Below are 18,817 nucleotides of genomic sequence, written 5' to 3'. Positions count from 1 at the left end.
TGAATTCTTTCATGCAAAACCTATGTACAAACTCTGTGTTAGATTTCACGAGAACACTTCCTCCCCAGACTGACACTTTGTGTATTTTGATTTGATGCTGTTTCTTGCGCAAAAATCGAGGAGCTGTCCTAAAAAATAACTTCATAAAACGCTGATTAGAAAATGCATTTTTTCAGCCTAGCCAGTGTTTAAAAAAGGTTGTACCAAAAAAGCTGGAATGCCTTCTATAGAGAAATCTTTTAAGGCTTTCACTCAACTCCTAACATTTTTGTGTCATCTGAGCATCTATTATAATAGTAGAAAACGTTCCCCACCCAACTTCTTTGTATGGTGGAGAACGTTTTTCTACTTATTTGATTAGCGGATTTCTGCTTGAACGTTTTCTTCTAAGTTACGAGTAATTTTCGCTATTGCTTGATTGATCTCTTCATCCGTCAGGGTAGCTTCCGGATTGCTAAAGGTCAGACTGTACCCTAGAGATTTTTTACCTGCTTCAATGTTTTTCCCTTGATAAACATCGAATAAACGAATATCACTTAAGAAGCGACCTGCACTTTCACGAATGATTTCCATCACGGATTGGTTATCGATCGTTTCATCGAGCAAGAGTGCCATATCTCGGGTCACTGATGGGAACTTAGAAACTGGTTGATAGACCAATTGTTCTGTTTTAGCTGCTAATAACTGATCTAAGTTCAATTCAGCAACATAGGTTTCACTCACTTCGTAGGCTTTGGCGATCGATGGGTGGACTTGTCCCAAGAAGCCGATTTCTAGGTCATCTAGCAAGATCATTGCCGTACGCCCAGGATGCATCTCTTTGATATCTGCCGTTTTTTGATAACGAATACGGTCGGTTAATGCCAACGAATCAAAAAGATTTTCTAAAATGCCTTTCAAATGGAAGAAATCAACTTTTTGAGCTTGGGTTTGCCAGTCTTTCTCATGGATATTTCCTGTCAATGCTAGCCCTAAGTGATTGACTTCTGTTGGCAGTTCGTGTTTACTGTCGCCCGTTTGATAGAAGACGCGACCAATTTCATATAAAGCAACACGATTGTTTTTACGTGCCAAATTGTACGCAACGTCGTCTAACAAACCTGAAATCAGATTCAAGCGCAAGACGGCACGCTCTTCGGTCATTGGCCAATCCAATCGAGTCACTTGGCTCGATTTATCCGTAAATTGTTGTGCCTTCTCTTCCGTTGTCAAAGCATAGCTGATGGCTTCACTGACCCCGTTGCCTTCCAATAGCGTCCGAACTTCTCTAGTCAGACGTTGCGCTTTGGTTAAATGACCGGCAACCGTTTCTCCTTGCGGTAAAGTCGATGGCAAACGATCATAACCGTAAATACGCGCCACTTCTTCAATGATATCTGCTTCGATCGTAATATCCCAACGACGAGGTGGGACTGAAACAATATAGCTGTCTGCTTCTTGACGATGACCAAAGCCTAATGCATCAAAGATTTCTTGCACTTCTTCATCAGTGATTTCTGTGCCTAAATAGCTATTGATCCGTGCTAAAGTAATCGCAACCTCCACAGGTTCTACTGCTACTTGGGAACCTATTACTGCCTCTTTCAAGACCGTTCCGCCAGCAAGTTCCGCAATCAGTGCTGCTGCTGCATCACAAGCTTTTGCAACCGTTGCTTGGTTGATCCCTTTTTCAAAACGAGCGGATGATTCGCTTCTTAAATTGAATTTTTTCGAAGTCAAACGAATCGCTAATGGATCGAACAAGGCCGCTTCTAAAGCGACTGTGGTCGTCGTTTCCGTGATTTCAGAATCAAGACCTCCCATGACGCCTGCGAGCGCAACTGGTGTCGTTCCGTTGGTGATAACGATGTCTTCTGGGGAAAGCTGACGAGTTTCTCCATCTAAGGTAACCAGGCTTTCATTTTCTTTGCCGCGACGTACCAGTATTTCCTTGCTGTCTAGCTTTTGATAATCAAAAGCATGCAATGGTTGACCAAATAACAGTAAGATATAATTCGTCACGTCCACGACATTATTGATTGGACGAATGCCTTCATTCATCAAGCGATTTTGCAGCCATTGTGGACTTGGGGCGATCGTTACGCCATCAATGATTCGAATTTGGTAGGCGGGTGCATCCGTTGCTTCAGTGACCTTCACCTGAATTTTATCGGCAGCAGCTACTTCACTTTCGGTAAGCGCAATTTCAGGAAACTTCGGTGTTTGCCGATAGATTGCACCAACTTCATAAGCAACCCCCCGCATGCTCAACGCATCCGCACGATTCGGAGTGATCGATAATTCGATAATGTGATCATCCATATCAAGATAAGGAAAAACCGGTGATCCTGGTTCTGCTTCTGCTGGTAAATAATAAATTCCTTCTGCGTATTCTTTGGGAATCACGCTATCGGCATATCCCAACTCTTGCAACGAACAAATCATGCCGTTGGAAACTTCTCCCCGCATCTTGCCCTTTTTGATTTTTACGTTGCCCGCGATTCGAGAGCCTGGTAATGCCACGATGACTTTGATGCCGCTTTTGACATTCGGCGCACCACAAACGATCTGTGAGTCTTCATCCTCGCCAATATTTACTTGGCAAATTGATAGATGATCAGAATCTGGATGTGGTCGGCAGTCGGTCACTTCTCCGACAACGATTTTTTTTAAACCCTCTTCAGGCACGTCAATACCTTCGACTTCGATCCCCGTCACTGACATTTTATCCGCCAGCTCTTTGGGTGTGATCTCAGACAGATCAAGGTATTCATTTAACCATTTGTATGATACTAACATTTATTGTTCCCCCTTGAACTGGCGAATGAAACGCACATCATTTTGATAGAATTGGCGAATGTCGTTCACGCCGTAGCGCAGCATTGCCACTCGATCAGGACCTAAACCAAAAGCAAATCCTGAATATTGGGTTGGATCGATCCCTGACATTTCTAAGACGTTAGGATGCACCATTCCAGCACCGAGGATCTCGATCCAGCCAGTTTGTTTACAAACATTACAACCGGCACCACCGCACTTGAAGCAGCTGACATCGACTTCGACCGATGGTTCTGTGAAAGGGAAATAGCTTGGTCGCAAGCGAATTTGGCGATCTTCCCCAAACATTTTTTGCATCATGACTTCTAAGGTTCCTTTTAAGTCACCCATCGTAATATTCTTATCGATTACCAAACCTTCAATTTGATGGAATTGGTGGCTATGGGTCGCATCATCTGTGTCACGACGGAAAACTTTCCCGGGTGAGATCATCCGCAGCGGCCCTTTAGAAAAATCATGAGTCTCCATTGTTCTCGCTTGCACTGGTGACGTATGGGTTCGAATCAGCACTTCCTCTGAAATATAAAAAGTATCTTGCATGTCTCTGGCTGGATGATCCTTTGGCAGATTCATCCGTTCGAAGTTGTAATGATCTTTTTCCACTTCGTAACCTTCGACTACTTGGTAGCCCATACCAACAAAGATATCTTCGATTTCTTCCATGATTTGCGTTAGCACATGGCGTGTTCCTCGGTCCATCTTTTTACCAGGCAACGTCACGTCGATGGATTCTTCAGCAAGAGCTTTTTCCAAGTTTGCTGCTTCGATAGACGTCTTGGCTTCTTCGATCGCTTCTGTCAAGATATCACGAATCTCGTTGGCATAGCTCCCCACCTTCGGCCGTTCTTCCGCAGAAAGATCTTTCATTCCCCGCAGAACTTCTGTTATGGGACCTTTTTTTCCAAGCACTTCCACTCGAATCTGATTTAAGTCATTCATGGTTGGACTTTCTTTGATTTTAAGCAATGTCGTTTCCTTCAATGCTTCTAATTTCTCTTGTAAAGACATGTATTTCCTCCTTCTATGCTGTGAATAGTGTAAGAATAAAAAGACTGGATTGACTGAATAAAGTGAGTATCATTCGTATAAAGACAAAAAAAGACATCATCCCTTAAAAAGGAACGACGTCTCGTGTTACCATCCTCATTCGCGAAAAAAACCGCGCACTCACTTCGGCTAACGACAGCAAAACTGCCGACTGACTGTAATCAGCAAGCTCCAGAAGTGAAATTCATTTTTCGAATACAGGACTTGCTTTCAGTCTGTGACAAGTCTCCCTTTTTCTGATTCAGCCAAATTACTAGTTTCTATCAACGCTTTTTATCTATTCATTTAAGCTTAGTTTACCTAATTTCCGGTGAGAAATCAACTGCATTCTTCCTCACGCACCCAGGTTTCTGCCCAACGCTTCACACTCATCATACTCTTTTCAAGAGCAATACCTCTTGGCGTCAAGCAGTAAAGATTGTTTTCTTTGCAGACAATTTCTTCCCGCTCTAATTCTTTCAAGCGTTCGACTAACACCCGATCACTCACTTGAGGAATCTTGTTTGCTAACTCAACAAATCTTTGTTTGCCGTCTTCAAGAAGGACATCAATGATCAAGCCGTTCCACTTTTTGCCTAAAATAGAAAAAGCTTTTTCAAATTTAGGACAAAGGGCATAATCCGATTCTACTTTTATCATTCTCCATCACCTCTTTTACCTATTATAGCATATGACTTACGAATTGTAAGAAACTAGGATCGATCAGCTAGAATGCCACGATCATTTTAGGTTTTAACAGCACTAAATAGGTCTGTTTCACTGGTTTGTTCAATGCTTTCTCCAATGCTTGGCAGTAGAGTTTTAATTGACCATAATATCGTTCGCGCATTTTCTTTTCAATCTGAGCCTGACTGCCGAAAACATCATCTGTTTTAAAGTCATATAAAATGATTTCATCCGCCAATTCAATATAGCCGTCGATAATACCATGGATCAAAAGCGGCGCATCTGGTTCGTCAAACCCTTCAAAGATCGTATCAGCCTCTTTTAGCATCGAAAACGGCTGCTCCCGCTTCACCACATCAGAGGATCGGTTCAGCAGTTCACCTAGTTCAGTTTGATAAAACCACAAAATGCTCGATCGGTCAATTTTTTTGGCGATTTCTTCAGAAAAAAATTGCTTTTTCACGAGTTCAGCAATCAGGAGCTCCAAAGTATCTTGTGTTGGCGTCATTCCTAATGGGATCATTTGCAAAACTGTATGTGTTGCTGTCCCGATACTGCTGGCGAGAGGCTTCGTTTCTTGCAGAAATTTTGGTTTCGCCAATTCATCCTGTACGTAGCGATACTGCTGAGGATTCGTCTTCTCGGAAACCGACCGCCATTCCAACAAAGTGGTCTGTTGATCATCGGGATCGTTATAGAGTCTTTTCAATTCTGATACAGATTGATAACTAGTCGTTTGGGTCGCTTTTTGATAAGGATAGCGATATGCTAGGCGTTTCAAAAGATCATCGATATTGCTATCTGGCGCAAGCAATCGTTTAGACTCCTCGACTGGCGCAAGGGTCTCTTGGACTTGTTGCGTGATCGTTTCTTGATTCCACCATGACAGACGAAAATGAGCAGGATGATCGATCGTCCGCTTGCGCTCTGACGCTTCAGAGAATACTGCTTCCATATCTGGATGGCGCATCAGGGTCCGTCCGACCCAATCCATCAAGCTCCCCCGGGCAACAAGGCGCAATGCAGGGTCAAGAACCATCTCGGCTTGTGTCAGGCCAGATTGCCAAGTCTTAAAGGCATCCGCTTGATTTTTATAGGAGCCCACTAAGAAAAGCTTCTGCTCTGCTCGTGTCAATGCTACGTATAATTTTCGCATTTCTTCTGATAAGGCTTTTTTCAAACGAACTTGCTTGATGGCTTGAAACGGCAGTGTCTCAAATTTAAGGTTTTCTGCTGGATTCACATATTGGATCCCAGCCCCCAGCTGTTCTTCAAAGATATAGCGTTTTTGAAAATCTTGGTAGTTAAAGAATTTTGTTGTATCCAGTAAGAACACAACAGGGAATTCCAAGCCTTTACTTGCATGGACGGTCATCACTCGAACGGCATCTTCTACAGGAGTAGCCACAGGCTCCGCCAAATCTTTGTTTTTTTCTTGCATTTTTTCGATGAAGCGAATGAATTGGTACAAACCACGGAAACTGCTCTTTTCGTATTTTTCGGCTCTGTGGATCAATGCCACTAAATTTGCATAACGCTGCTGTCCTGCAGGAAGTCCCACAACATAATCCAAGTAAGCAGTATCTTCATAGATTTGCCATAATAAGGTCGGGATCGGTAATCTGCGTGCTTCTTCGCGCCATTGATTTAGTTTGGCTAAAAACCCATCCACCGTTTGCCACAAGGGTGACTCTTCTTGTTGAACATGATAATCCAATACTGCATCATAGTAGTCGCTGGAACGATTTGCTAAACGGATCTCAGCCAATTGATCTTCTGTTAGGCCGACGATTGGCGAACGCAAGACCGCCACAAGGGGGATATCTTGGTACGGATTGTCAATGATTTGCAGCAAGGAAACGACGGTTTGGATTTCCGTTGCCTGAAAATAGTTTTGAGCATCATTCACCGCCATCGGAATCCCAAACTGCTTAAAGACATCCAAAATGACAAGATTGTTTTTACGTGTAGGGGTCAATAAGACGATATCGTTGTAAGTGATTGGTCGATTTGCTTTGGCTTTTTTGTCATAGATCATGAATTTTGATTCAATCAACTCTCGAATCTTCAATGCAGTAATCTGCATTTCACCCTCTGTTTTGTCATCGATCAATTGTTCTTCGGATTCATGCTCTTTTTCATATAACAAGAGCTCTGTGGCAAAGGCGTCGCTTTCTGGAAAATGAGGAAAACCGGTAATCAAGGCTGCCGCCTCATCATAAGGGATTTGTCCAACCCGTTCATCCATCAGCTGTTGAAAAACTAGATTCGTAAAATCCAATACGTCGGAGCGAGAACGGAAATTTTCTGCTAAGACGATTCTCCGCCCACCATTCTCCGTTTCAAATGCCAAGTATTTTTCGATAAATAGCGTCGGATCTGCTAGTCGAAACGAATAGATCGACTGCTTTACATCCCCCACCATAAACATGTTGCCGGGGTTATGATCGACTTGTCTCACCCAATATAAAATTGCCTCTTGCAGCCGATTGACGTCTTGATATTCATCGACTAAAACTTCTTCAAAGCGATCACGATAATAGGTCGATGCTTCACTTCCACTACCGTCTCCTTGTAAAATCTGCAAGGTGAAATGTTCCAAATCATTAAAGTCTAAACGGCCTTTTGAAAGTTTCCTTTCTTGGAATGCTTTCATAAACGCTTCGGTCATAGCTGCCATTTTTTCAACGACAGGTGCGGACCGATGAAGCAGCTCCATCATTTCAGCCGGTGGGTATGGAAAGGCCGCTTTCAATTGCTCAACCAATTTTTTCGCATCATCTCGCAAAGGTTTAATTTCTTGAGAGAGTTCCTTTTGTTCTGGTTTGCGAAAAGCTGGGTAGCGAGCAAAACGCAACACTTGGATTTGCTCATAGAAGCCCTCAACATCGTCTGAATCAAGCAGAGCCTTTAAAGTTTCCACCATTCCTAATTCGGTATCGATCAATAGTGCCGCTTTTTCCATCGCTTCATCAGAACGGGCATAGTCTTGCGCCGCCTGCAGCAAATGCGCCGCTGTCTTCAAGTTTTCTTGCAAAGTCGGCTTGATTTGCGATTGGTACAGGGTATTTTCAGCAAAGGTTTCTTTGCCGATATAGTGATCACTTAGATGAGCTAACCAGTTTACTGGATCCGGATTTGCTCGGGCAAAGTCATAAAGAGACAGGATCAGATCCCCGACGCCTTCATCGGAACGATCACTAGAAAAATTTTCCGTCAAACGAAAGAACGCTTCATCATTGGCTTCATATTGTTGATCTCTCAGCTGTGTCCAGATTTCTTCTTTCATCAATAAAATTTCGGTTTCATCAGTCATCATGCGGAAATTTGGATCTAAATCGATCAAATAATAAAAACGCCGAATCACAGTTAAACAAAACGCATGCAAGGTAGAAATGTTAGCTGTCGGCAATAGCTGCAGCTGACGGACGAAGTGCTGGCGCTTTTGCTCGTCACTTTCTTGATTGATGGCCTGCTGCAATGCCGCTTGAATCCGTTCTTTCATTTCTCGAGCAGCTGCTTCGGTAAAGGTCACGATCAGTAAAGAATCGATCGTCGTTCCTGCTTTTAGCTTTTCAATCACTCGCCGAACCAAAACGGTGGTTTTGCCTGAACCCGCTGAAGCGGAAACGAGGATATTATCCCCTTTATCAAAAATGGCTTGCCATTGGGTATCCGTAAAGGTTTCATTTTGCGGTTTTAAAGGGATCTTACTCATCTTCTTCCTCCCTTAAGCGATGGATAATCTCATCTTTAGATAAGTTTTCTAAACGGTGGTACTCATTTTCTTTCAACAATACATCAAAGTCACAGATGCTGCGAAACGGACAAAACTCACACGCCCTTTTTTTGTCTTTTAATTTATAAGACGGGTTTAAGGCGATTTCACCGCTCAACAGCTTCTCACCACTTTGTTGCATATTTTTCCGATTGTGTTTTCTTAATAGTTCAAGCTCTTCTTCTGTATAAAACTTGTTTTTCGCCTGTGTTGTTTTTTGATAATTGCCGTTTTTGTCTTTCCGAACAGGAAATACCGGCGAATTTTTGCTGGCTTCAACTTCCTCATCGAGTAACGGGAAAACAGCCGGTTCGTCAATAAACAACCCGTCATACTTGAAACGTTTTAAACGTTCTTCTTCACTGGCTTCTTGTCCGTCCAAAAGCGGATTATGCACATGCAGATAATATGCCCCCGCTGGTCGAACCTTTGGCGAACCAACCAGTTGGACAGCATCCGTCAATGCGACGTCGAGATACGTGATCAACTGCATCGCAAGTCCGTAGTAGGCTTCAGAAAGGTCAAAATCTCGGCTGCTAGATTTATAGTCAACAACGGAAAGCCATTGTTCTTCTTCCGTTTTCGCCGTATCAACACGATCAATCTTCCCCCGCACATGTAGTTTCCCGCCAGAACTTAATGGTAATTCGATCCCGTTGATCCCATTTGAGCCAGCGATCTGGCCGAACAGCACCTCCGTCTTTTCAGGACTAAAATGCATTTTTTGTCCTTGTTTCGCTAATGCCCACGCTACTCGCTGAATCGTCTTGCCTAATTGATACCGAATAAAATTCATCCGAGCAGAACTCGTCAGTAAGCGATAACGGCTTTCGCCAAAAATTTCCTGCAAAACGACTTCCACAAATTGCACGCGTTGGTCAGCAGTTAACTGGGTCAAGGAAATATTTTCAGCAATTAGGACTTTGACAAAGCGGTCCAACGCATCATGGAAAAACTCACCGGTCATTGCTGGATTTAAGCCATAAACTTCCCGTTCTTTTAACCGTAATCCGTAGCTGACGAAATACTTGTATTCACACTGATAGAACGTCTCCATCTGAGAAATGGAGCTGTAGATCGACGGGCCATATAGCGCCGCAGCTTGTGCTTGAGACAAAGGAATCGGAATATTTTGATGGGTTTGGCTTTCAAATACTTGGGCAGCTAAATCTGTCCATTCCGAACGTAACAGCGCTTGTTTCAGTTGCTCCCACACTCGAGGCAAATTCTCTTTTTGTTTTTGCGCTTGCTGACTGAGATTATTGATTTGGTAGATCAGGCCACGATAACTGCCAACATAGTCTCTCGGGTCACTGACTAGCGTCAAGATCCCCCGCTCTTGCAGTGGTACATCCAAATGCTTGACCACGCGGTCTAAATAAGGCGACATCTTGATGTTTTGCTGTGTATCAAAATTAACGGCATAGGACAGTGATAAGTGCTCTGTCGCTGAAAGCAAGACAGAATAAAAGGCGAATGGTTCTTTGACACTGCCTTCCACCACTGTATCTCTAAGGTATTTTTCACCATTAAATAACTGATTGAAATGCTGACGTTCTTCATTCGTCAACAATGTTTTATTTTCCATTTTTCTTGGCAAAGCCGTTTCATTCAATCCCGGTGCAAATGTGATCTTCGCTTGTTTCGGACGTGCCAAATCAAGGCGGTTGATGTTGACTTGGTCGATCGCTGTTGGGATCTTTCCGAATGTGACATTTTCTAAGCCAGTCAATAAGACATCTTCAAAGAGCGCAAAATCAAAGGGCTCATCTCCATAGATCGTGGCATACTCATCCAGCAGATCCATTAAAGCTTGCCATGCTTGTTCATGATTGCGGGCTTGATCTAATTTTCCTTGTTGGATTGCCTGGTCTCGCCAATGCCTCAGCTGTTGCTCGACACCCGCATTCAGTAAAAAGCGATACAGCAGTTCTACGGCATCTCGATTTGTTCTAGCTGCTGTCAGCCAATCGAGTGTATCCACGACATCTTGCTTAAAAGCCCTGCGAAGCTGATTGGTGTAAGCCGTCAAATCCACTTTGTCCACTGCTTCTTCTTCCGATTGTAAATACTCAATCAGTTCCCAATCTTCGTTTCTTGTCCAACTGGCTCCTTGAAAGTCATGGGCTAATGCTTTGTTTTCAGTAATATCCACTAACTTACGAAATTGGTCACGCCCAACGAGCCAATCAGCCTCTGAACGGTAGGCATCCGGCAAATAAAGTTCCGTTCTTAATAATCGCAAAATATCATTTAAGCGGAAACCATACGATTGGCAAGCAAAAAAAGCATTCAAAAACTCAACCAATGGATGTTGCGCCATCATCTGCTCTTCATCGATATAAAAAGGAATCTCAAACTCAGTAAAAATTTTAGGAATATACTGATGATAGACTTCTGGTTCGGCGATCAGTAATTGGATATCACGATACCGTAATGTTGGGTACCGTTTCTTATCACTCATCATCCCGCGGATCGACGCTGCGATTTGACGAATCTCTTCTTCGGGATTCCCAACTTTCCAGACAGCCAAGAAGTCTTTGACGGACGTCTGCTGATGATAATTGGCTTGTGATTGGGTCTGCCGCCAAAAAGTTTCTACTTCCTTGTATGCCTGCGGGATCGATCCCTCGTCTTCTTTGTCCACCTCTTGGTTGACGGAAAGTTTCTGATCTAAGTAAATGTTCACTTGATTGTCACGAGCAAAACTGATCAACTGATAATAGGTCCGTCCTGCTTCGTAAAATAAATTCAATGGCGTGGGCATCTCTTGTGGGTACCCGCGATCCAAAATAAGATCAATCACTACATGACTTCTCTTCATCAGTACTTGAATCAACTGTTGCTCTTGTGTTGAAAAAGCGGAGAAACCGCTGATAATAAATAAGGCGTGGGAAAGCTCTGGCGCTTTGTTCAAAGAAACAGTGGTTGGCATTGCATGATCCACCGAGGAATCGCCCAGCAAGGAACCTTCCAGAAAGCGTGTCAGTAAGGTGATCGGTTGTTCGACTTGCAAGGCACGCTCTAGAAGTTCTTGTTCAAATCGTTGAAAAATTATCGCTAATTCACTGTATTTTTTTTCTTCGTCTTGGGTTGCGCTTGGTGCAGCACCACCTGCTAATAAATCTTCGATCCCCAATCGACTTGTATGCATTTCTTGATAGAAAGCCAACAATTGTTGGATAAAACCCGCTTTGTTGATCTCACCACGGTATAAGACGAGTTCTTCTTCTAGTTCCAAAAGCAGCTTACGCATGATCATGGAGGCACCATTTTCAGTGATGGCATTTTGAGAAAGCAAGCCGGTTTGCTGCAGATAAAACCAAGCCAAACGGTGAAAACTATACACTTGCGCGCGAATAGAAGCAAAATCTTCTACGCGATCCTCTTTCAGTAATTGAAGGATCTCGCGCTCTCGTTCAAATTTGTTGTAGTTAGGTACCAGGAAAAATACTTCTTGATGGTCTTTTTCTAACCAGCTTTTTGCATTTTCTATCACTGCTTGATCATGACGACAACGGCCATCGCCAAGAATAAATCGTAAACTCATGAAAGGACTCCTTCTCTCCATCGTCTTTTAAAAAAATCCACTAAAAAATCAGCGACACGCTTTTTCGAATGCGTCTTTATTTTTAAGAGACTCTCCTTAAAAACAAAATAACAATCGCAGAATTTCATTCTTTGCCTACCATACCAAAATCGGCAATTGGCCAGAAAACAAATTTTACATCCCCCAAAATTGTTGATTCATCGATCAGACCTAATTGACGACTATCTTTGGAAATTCGACGGTTATCCCCTAACACTAAAATTTGACCTTCAGGAATGACTTCAACACCAAATAACCCCATATCAAAATCACTAGTCAACGGAAAGCCATCTGCGACAGCTGCTTTGAATTCATCCAAGTAGGGTTCATCATATGCTTGTCCATTGATATAAAGGGTATCGTTTTGATAGGAAACCTGGTCGCCAGGTAATCCGATTACGCGTTTGATATAGTTTTTGCCTGCTTCATCCGGTGCTTCAAACGTTATGATATCGAAACGTTCGATCTCGGTATTTTTCAAAGCAATCACCCGCTCACCATCATGTAATGTGGGGTCCATCGAATCTCCTTTTACGATCACAGGGGTAAAGACATACTGTCTTAATAACAAGAGGAATAAAGTAAAGATCACGACAAATCCTACTGTTTTTAAAAGCTCTTTTACTTGTTGCACGCGTCCCTCACTCCTTGAATGTTTTAACTATATTTTCCAAGAATCGAACAAACATTCTTATTTTTCTATTCTACCATAAAATGAAAGGAGCAGGACATCTCCTCTCTGGTTCTTTATGAAAATTTGGGGAATCATTGGACTTGCGTATGAATTGTCATCTTATCTAATCCGTGCTAGGGTTGAAATAGAACCCATTATTGAAAGGAAGTGCCAAAATGAACCAACAGTTACCACAAGTGCCCACGAAGTTATTGATTGACGGAAAATGGCTTGAAGGAACAAAAGAGTCGGTTTCGGTTACCAATCCTGCCACTAATGAAGAACTGGTAAAAGTCAGCCAAGGAGGCATCGATGAAACAAAGCAAGCGATCGATGCCGCCGCGAAAGCCTTCACAGATTGGTCAAAACGTTCGCCTCGAGAACGAGCCGATTTGATGAACAAGATTGCTGATTTAATGGAACAAGAAAGCGACCGTTTGGCAAAAATTATGAGCATGGAACAAGGAAAACCATTAAAGGAGGCAGAGGCAGAAATCCAATCCAACGTAGACAATTTCCGTTGGAATGCTGCCGAAGCACAACGGGTCTACGGCGAAGTGATTCCAGCTCCTGCACACAATCATTGGCTGGTGCGAAAAGAAGCCATCGGTGTTGTTGGTGCGATCACGCCTTGGAACTTTCCTTCCAATATGATTGCTCGAAAAATCGCTCCTGCCATGGCAGTTGGCTGTACCCTTGTTATGAAACCATCTAAAGAAACACCCCTATCAGCATTGGCTTTAGGTGAACTTTTTCAACAAGCGGGCCTTCCTGACGGAGTCGTCAATATCGTCTTAGGGGATTCTTCTGAAATCGGGAAAGAGTTGACTGAGAACAAACAAGTTAAAAAAATCACCTTTACCGGCTCCACGAAAGTTGGGATGAAATTATACGAACAAGCTGCACCAACTCTGAAAAAAGTTTCATTGGAGTTAGGCGGCCATGCCCCGTTTCTTGTTTTTGCTGATGCTGATTTAGATTTAGCTGCTGAAAAATTAATTGCAGCAAAATTCCGCAACAACGGTCAGGTCTGTACATCCCCCAATCGAATTTTTGTCGAAGAATCCATCAAAGAAGCCTTTACTAAAAAGCTATTAGGGCAAATGGAAGCCGTAACTGTTGGTAATGGTTTAGAGAACCCCACCGTTGGTCCTTTGATCAATCAAGCAGGCGTTAAAAAAATCATCGACCAGCTGGAAGATGCGGTAAATAAAGGGGCTAAAGTCTTATTCGGTGGGAAGAAGCTTACTGAAGGTGAATACGAAAAAGGCAACTTCTTTGCACCAACGGTCATCGACGGCATCACTCCTGACATGACTATTTACTATGAAGAAACCTTTGGACCCGTGATTCCATTGATCTCATTTACGGATCGACAAGCAGTCATCGCCGCGGCAAATGATACGGAATTTGGATTAGCCTCTTACTTCTTTTCAACGAATCTGCAAACAATCTCGGATGTAGCCCAAAACCTCCAATATGGGATGGTTGGGGTCAATGACATTGCGATCTCAAACCCAGCGGCTCCCTTCGGCGGCGTCAAACATTCCGGTTTTGGTCGTGAAAACGGCAAATATGGTCCTGAAGAATACGTGACTGTCAAATTTATCGCCATTGATGCCCAGTAAGAAAAAAAGTCAGGCGCGTTTGCCTGACTTTTTTCTTACAAAGCATTTTGTTTTACTAACATTAAGTAAGAATGTATACTTCATTCTATGACAATAGAAAAGGTGGGAATACTATGACAAAATTTCTTGATACGATCAAACAGCGCCGTTCAATCTATGGATTAGGCAAAGATGTTTCACTCTCAGATACAGAAATCGAAGCCATCGTGAAAGAAGCAGTAAAAAACAGCCCAACTGCTTTTAACGCACAATCGCCACGTGCCGTGATTTTATTTGGCGATGCCCACGAAAAATTATGGACGTTAACGGAGGCTGCTTTAGAACCATTGACACCACCGGAGGCGTTTGAAGCAACGAAACAAAAACTTGCTGGCTTTAAAGCAGGTTATGGAACCGTTCTATTCTTTATTCACACAGATACCGTTAAGAACTTGCAAGACCAATTTGCCCTTTATGCAGATAACTTCCCGGTCTGGGCAGAACAATCGAATGGGATTGCCCAAGCGAATGTTTGGGTAGCTTTAGAAGAAGCCGGATTAGGCGCCAACTTACAACATTATAATCCAGTAATTGATGATGCTGTTGTAGCTGAATGGTCAATTCCTGAAAATTGGCAGCTGCGGGCCCAATTAGTTTTTGGTTCAAAACAAAGCGAACCAAATGAAAAAGAATTTTTAAATGATGACGAACGTTTCCGCGTTTTCCATTAAAAACGATTCCCGATTTTTAAACAAAAGACCCTTGATTACGGCCACATACGGCAGCAATCAAGGGTCTTTTAGTCATTTTTTCCTTGATCATGATCGACCAGAATATCGATCGGTGTTCCTTCATTCAAGTGCTCCGACAAAAATACCACCAATTCAGCTAACGGTTGTTTGAATTTCATTAATGGTCCCCGCATCCCTTTTCGAAAATAGTTCATCTTGATGGGCTGCCCTTCCTTTTCTTGAAATAATACGACCCGATCAATGTCTTGGTACAGTACCCCTTTAATACTCATTGGATGGACAATAATTCGATCTAGGGCTAACCCGCGGCTGTCTAGCACAAAGCTTAAAAAAACAAAACCTGAAACGATTCCTCGCACCTGATTATCCAATTGGTCATCCATCATCAACATGGATAGGATAATCATTACTGAAAAGATCGTAATAGCGATTTTGCTTAGTTTGCGCTCAACAGCAATAAAGTGAATCTCTTTGCGTACCACCAATAAATAGAGGTACAAAACGATCGTAAAGGCACACATCAATAGCGTTAACCCACTCATAAAACTCTCCGTTCTGTTTTCTTTTCCCTATTTTACCAAAAAATGATCTGTTACAAAAGGCTTAGCCTATTTCCTAGGTTTTTTGATATCTATTTTCACCAGAATTCGGTACAATAAGAAAAAAAGGAGGAATTATCATGAATGCATTTTTTGATAAATTACAACGCTATGACTTGCTTCGTGCCGTCGTATATATCGTCTTCGGCTTCATTATCTTGATTGCACCACGATCTGTTTTCAACACGATCGTTTATCTCGTTGCCGGATACATCGCATGTCTAGGGATTATCAGCTTGTATACGAGCTACAAAGAAAAACAAAAGGGCTATCGCAATGTGCAGTCGGTCTCTGGTATCTTACTGTTGATTGCTGCAGCTGCGATTTTAGTTTTTGCTAAAGGATTACTTGCCATCGTGCCATTTTTCTTAGGGATTATGATCACCATCAGCGGATGCACCCGCTTAATGGCAAGCTTTAACCAAAAACGCATTGGTTTACCTTACATCACGAGCTTAATCATCAGTCTTTTGATTATTGCTGCTGGACTCGTTCTCGTATTGAATCCATTCGCCACTTGGCTACTGTTCTTCCAAATTTTTGGCGGTATCTTGATTTTCATGGGGGCATCCGACGCTATTAATCATTTTCAACGAAAAAGAGCCTAATAAATGAGAATGTTTTAAAATTTTCTACGAATCTAACATCTACATGTAGACTTTTCCCGCTATTCCTTTTAAAATAGGAGATATCAAACAGTCAGTCCATTGAGAGGCGGGAGGTGCGACATGAAGAAAATTAAGCAAGAAGCAAAACATCCAAATGATGTGCCGGTAATTTTTTTGACCGATGCAACTGGCAAAGTCGTACGAAAAATCTCGATCAATGAGTGGCGTGCGTTAAAAGCGAATCCAGAACAAATCGAAGAACTCGATATCAAATTGTATCGTGAAGCGATCAGTTTCTATCTTCAAGAAGACTATGCGAAAGCAAAAGATCTCTTGCACTTCTTGATCAATAAAACGGACTATAGTCATTACGAATATGTTGAACGATTAGCCAATATCTATCGCATCGAAAATCGTCCTGCTAAAGAAAAAGTCCTATTGCTGACTGCTTATCATGCAATCAAACCGTTAGAATCCTCTGAAGGAATTCTAAGAAGGATCGAAAATCGATTACAAAAAATCGATGCCTTTGATTTTCCAACTTCGACACAATTCAGTCATTAAAAAAGCAGCTATCTTTCGATAGCCGCTTTTTTTATGCTTCTGGCAGTTTACGCAAAAGACGTAACCCGTTAAACAATACGATCAATGTACTGCCTTCATGGGCAAATACCCCCAACCCAATGTTCATCAAGCCGAATAGATTCAAGCCGACTAATAACGCGACGATAAACATGGAGAAAAAAATATTTTGCCAAATGATCCGATCCATCTTCTTCGCTAAGCGATAGGCATATGCAAAACGCGAAAGATCATTCTTCATGATCACTGCGTCTCCTACTTCAATCGCAACATCTGACCCTTCCCCCATCGCAAAGCCAATGTCTGCTTGAACAAGTGCAGGGGCATCATTGATACCATCACCCACCATGGCGGTTTGTCCGTATGCTTCTTGGAGTGCTCGTACCGCTTCCGCTTTGTTCTCAGGCAAAACATTGGCAGCCACTTGGTCAACCTTTAAGCGCTGACCGATTGCTTCACCAGCAGAAGCACTGTCTCCGGTGATCATAACAGTATGGATACCTTCATTTTTCAAATAATGAATCACAGAAGCTGCCTGTTCGTTCGGCTCATCCATCAATGCGATGATCGCCGTAACCTCTTCGTTGATGGAAAACACGACCATTGTTTTTCCTTGCGCTTCCAATTGACGGTACTGTTGCTCCATCAAACCTGTTAACTGGGTGTTTTCGGTTCTTTTTCCTAATCGATAGGTTTTTGTTCCTGCGACGGCACCTAAACCGGAACCAATCTCGTTTGTGACAGTCAACTGTTCGATTTCTCGTATTTTATCTGTCTTCTCGAAATAAGTAACGATCGCATCTGCTAATGGGTGGTTGGCTTGCTTTTCCATCGAAACGATGACCGCTGCTGCCTCTGATCGATCGATCGTATCAGCGAAAACGGCTTCCGTGACTGTAGGTTTTCCAACGGTCAAAGTTCCCGTTTTGTCAAAAGCCACCGCTTTGATCTGAGCGAAATTGGTCAAGTAATTGCTCCCTTTAAAAAGAATCCCTTTTTTCGCTAGATTCGAGATCGCCGACAAACTAGCAGGGACGGCGCTTGCCGCTAAAGCACAAGGAGAAGCCGCAATCATCATTACGATCCCACGATAAAAACTTGTATACCAATCCCAACCAAATAAAAACGGTGCAGTCAAAATGAACAAAGGGACTGCAATGAAAACAACCGTTACATAGATTGGTTCGATTTTTTTGATTCGTGTTTCGGTCGGTGATTGATTTGATTGCGCCGCTTCCACCACTGAAAGAATTTTTGCGAAGACTGTTTCAGAGCTGTCTTTCGTGACTTCCATCAAAAATGTGCCGTTTCCATTAATCGTACTCCCATAGACTTCGTCTCCTGTAGTCTTTTCTCGAGGAATACTTTCCCCATTGATCGAAGCTTCATTGATGGCACTCGTTCCAGAAAGGATTACGCCATCTGTTGCTAACTGATCACCAGGTAGCACTTGCAAAATATCTCCTTTTTTTATCTCAGAAGCGGCAATTTTTTTGGTTTTCCCATCCGGACCCATCAAACGGGCTTCCGTGGGATTCAATTTGAGAAGATTGGTGATTTCTCTTCGACTTTGTCCCTCGGCGTATTCTTCTAAGAAGTGAGCGCCTGCAAAAATCAAAATCAACAAAGCTGCTTCATTAAAATTTCCTATGACCATGGAACCAATCGCTGCCAACAACATCAAAAGATGTACATTCGGTGTGAATCGCCGATTGGCTCTGGTACTCTTTAAGGTATCTTCGATTCCTTCCCACGAAATGTGATAACCTGCTAATAAAACCGCAGCAAAATAAAACCCATCTTTCACCCATTGGTTCGGAACAAAAAGTGCCAGTATAAAGAGCAGTAAGCCTACAAAATAAATGTTACGTGGGAGAGTCCCATGATCGTGAGTATGAGAATGCCCCTCCGTTTTTGTGTGATCATGTTGACAAGTATGTTCAGCCATCATTAAAACCTCCTCTAGTCCATCTATCATATGAACGATCAATCATATTTATAGACTTATTATATATGAATAAACAATCATATGTCAACCGAAAGAAGTTTTTCTTGTGAAATGTAAGCGTTTTGGGTTTTGTGATTCCTTATGGCATGCT

The 18,817-nt window shown here is 42.6% G+C and carries 12 protein-coding genes; 4 read left to right on the top strand and 8 right to left on the bottom strand.

The features are described from left to right. Nucleotides 1–357: 357 nt before the first annotated feature. The 6 genes from pheT to lepB all read right to left on the bottom strand — a co-directional run bounded on the left by pheT (nucleotide 358) and on the right by lepB (nucleotide 12,531). The gene (gene pheT, locus IGJ26_RS07865) at nucleotides 358–2,778 is read right to left on the bottom strand and encodes a phenylalanine--tRNA ligase subunit beta (protein ID WP_430599987.1); all 2,421 of its coding nucleotides are present in this window, start codon (nucleotides 2,776–2,778) and stop codon (nucleotides 358–360) included. Then, nucleotides 2,779–3,825 carry a phenylalanine--tRNA ligase subunit alpha gene (gene pheS, locus IGJ26_RS07860; protein WP_005236117.1) on the bottom strand — a complete coding sequence of 349 codons (1,047 nt, stop codon included), beginning with the start codon at nucleotides 3,823–3,825 and terminating at the stop codon, nucleotides 2,779–2,781. 357 nt (nucleotides 3,826–4,182) lie between these two features. After that, the gene (locus IGJ26_RS07855) at nucleotides 4,183–4,503 is read right to left on the bottom strand and encodes a winged helix-turn-helix transcriptional regulator (protein ID WP_005226192.1); all 321 of its coding nucleotides are present in this window, start codon (nucleotides 4,501–4,503) and stop codon (nucleotides 4,183–4,185) included. 67 nt (nucleotides 4,504–4,570) lie between these two features. Beyond that, entirely contained in the window at nucleotides 4,571–8,248 is a 3,678-nt protein-coding gene (gene addA / locus IGJ26_RS07850) for a helicase-exonuclease AddAB subunit AddA (protein WP_430599986.1), read from the bottom strand. Further along, nucleotides 8,241–11,858, bottom strand: a complete 3,618-nt coding sequence (locus tag IGJ26_RS07845) for a PD-(D/E)XK nuclease family protein (protein WP_430599985.1) — start codon at nucleotides 11,856–11,858, stop codon at nucleotides 8,241–8,243. The genes addA and IGJ26_RS07845 overlap by 8 nt, the downstream gene beginning before the upstream one ends. A 124-nt stretch (nucleotides 11,859–11,982) precedes the next feature. Further along, complete coding sequence (gene lepB, locus IGJ26_RS07840; protein WP_005236123.1) at nucleotides 11,983–12,531, bottom strand: signal peptidase I; 549 nt, start codon at nucleotides 12,529–12,531, stop codon at nucleotides 11,983–11,985. A gap of 215 nt (nucleotides 12,532–12,746) precedes the next feature. Between lepB and IGJ26_RS07835 the strand changes: the two genes are divergently transcribed. Continuing rightward, entirely contained in the window at nucleotides 12,747–14,198 is a 1,452-nt protein-coding gene (locus tag IGJ26_RS07835) for an NAD-dependent succinate-semialdehyde dehydrogenase (protein WP_005236125.1), read from the top strand. 113 nt (nucleotides 14,199–14,311) lie between these two features. Continuing rightward, entirely contained in the window at nucleotides 14,312–14,908 is a 597-nt protein-coding gene (locus tag IGJ26_RS07830; protein ID WP_034872000.1) for a nitroreductase family protein, read from the top strand. Nucleotides 14,909–14,976: 68 nt separating this feature from the next. On the opposite strand, the gene IGJ26_RS07825 is transcribed toward IGJ26_RS07830, so the two are convergent. Beyond that, nucleotides 14,977–15,471: a hypothetical protein gene (locus IGJ26_RS07825; RefSeq protein ID WP_005236128.1), complete on the bottom strand. Its 495-nt coding sequence runs from the start codon at nucleotides 15,469–15,471 to the stop codon at nucleotides 14,977–14,979. A gap of 137 nt (nucleotides 15,472–15,608) precedes the next feature. On the opposite strand from IGJ26_RS07825, the gene IGJ26_RS07820 reads away from it, so the two are divergent. Continuing rightward, entirely contained in the window at nucleotides 15,609–16,136 is a 528-nt protein-coding gene (locus IGJ26_RS07820) for an HdeD family acid-resistance protein (RefSeq protein ID WP_008381929.1), read from the top strand. Nucleotides 16,137–16,256: 120 nt separating this feature from the next. Then, the gene (locus IGJ26_RS07815) at nucleotides 16,257–16,700 is read left to right on the top strand and encodes a hypothetical protein (RefSeq protein WP_008381931.1); all 444 of its coding nucleotides are present in this window, start codon (nucleotides 16,257–16,259) and stop codon (nucleotides 16,698–16,700) included. A gap of 31 nt (nucleotides 16,701–16,731) precedes the next feature. Here IGJ26_RS07815 and IGJ26_RS07810 read toward each other — a convergent pair whose 3' ends face one another. Beyond that, nucleotides 16,732–18,666 (bottom strand): heavy metal translocating P-type ATPase, encoded by a 1,935-nt coding sequence (locus tag IGJ26_RS07810; RefSeq protein WP_430599984.1) that lies wholly within the window; start codon nucleotides 18,664–18,666, stop codon nucleotides 16,732–16,734. Nucleotides 18,667–18,817: the final 151 nt, after the last annotated feature.

This window comes from Enterococcus sp. AZ095a, from assembly GCF_050546735.1.
Taxonomy (GTDB): domain Bacteria; phylum Bacillota; class Bacilli; order Lactobacillales; family Enterococcaceae; genus Enterococcus_D; species Enterococcus_D entomosocium.
Note: the sequence above shows the minus strand (reverse complement) of the source record. Positions and strands in the feature narration are given on the sequence as shown.

Excerpts from the sequence above, each read along its gene's own strand:
- pheT (WP_430599987.1), bottom strand. The coding sequence starts at position 2,778 with ATGTTAGTATCATACAAATGGTTAAATGAATACCTTGATCTGTCTGAG.
- pheS (WP_005236117.1), bottom strand. The coding sequence starts at position 3,825 with ATGTCTTTACAAGAGAAATTAGAAGCATTGAAGGAAACGACATTGCTT.
- IGJ26_RS07855 (WP_005226192.1), bottom strand. The coding sequence starts at position 4,503 with ATGATAAAAGTAGAATCGGATTATGCCCTTTGTCCTAAATTTGAAAAA.
- addA (WP_430599986.1), bottom strand. The coding sequence starts at position 8,248 with ATGAGTAAGATCCCTTTAAAACCGCAAAATGAAACCTTTACGGATACC.
- IGJ26_RS07845 (WP_430599985.1), bottom strand. The coding sequence starts at position 11,858 with ATGAGTTTACGATTTATTCTTGGCGATGGCCGTTGTCGTCATGATCAA.
- IGJ26_RS07835 (WP_005236125.1), top strand. The coding sequence starts at position 12,747 with ATGAACCAACAGTTACCACAAGTGCCCACGAAGTTATTGATTGACGGA.
- IGJ26_RS07830 (WP_034872000.1), top strand. The coding sequence starts at position 14,312 with ATGACAAAATTTCTTGATACGATCAAACAGCGCCGTTCAATCTATGGA.
- IGJ26_RS07825 (WP_005236128.1), bottom strand. The coding sequence starts at position 15,471 with ATGAGTGGGTTAACGCTATTGATGTGTGCCTTTACGATCGTTTTGTAC.
- IGJ26_RS07820 (WP_008381929.1), top strand. The coding sequence starts at position 15,609 with ATGAATGCATTTTTTGATAAATTACAACGCTATGACTTGCTTCGTGCC.
- IGJ26_RS07815 (WP_008381931.1), top strand. The coding sequence starts at position 16,257 with ATGAAGAAAATTAAGCAAGAAGCAAAACATCCAAATGATGTGCCGGTA.
- IGJ26_RS07810 (WP_430599984.1), bottom strand. The coding sequence starts at position 18,666 with ATGGCTGAACATACTTGTCAACATGATCACACAAAAACGGAGGGGCAT.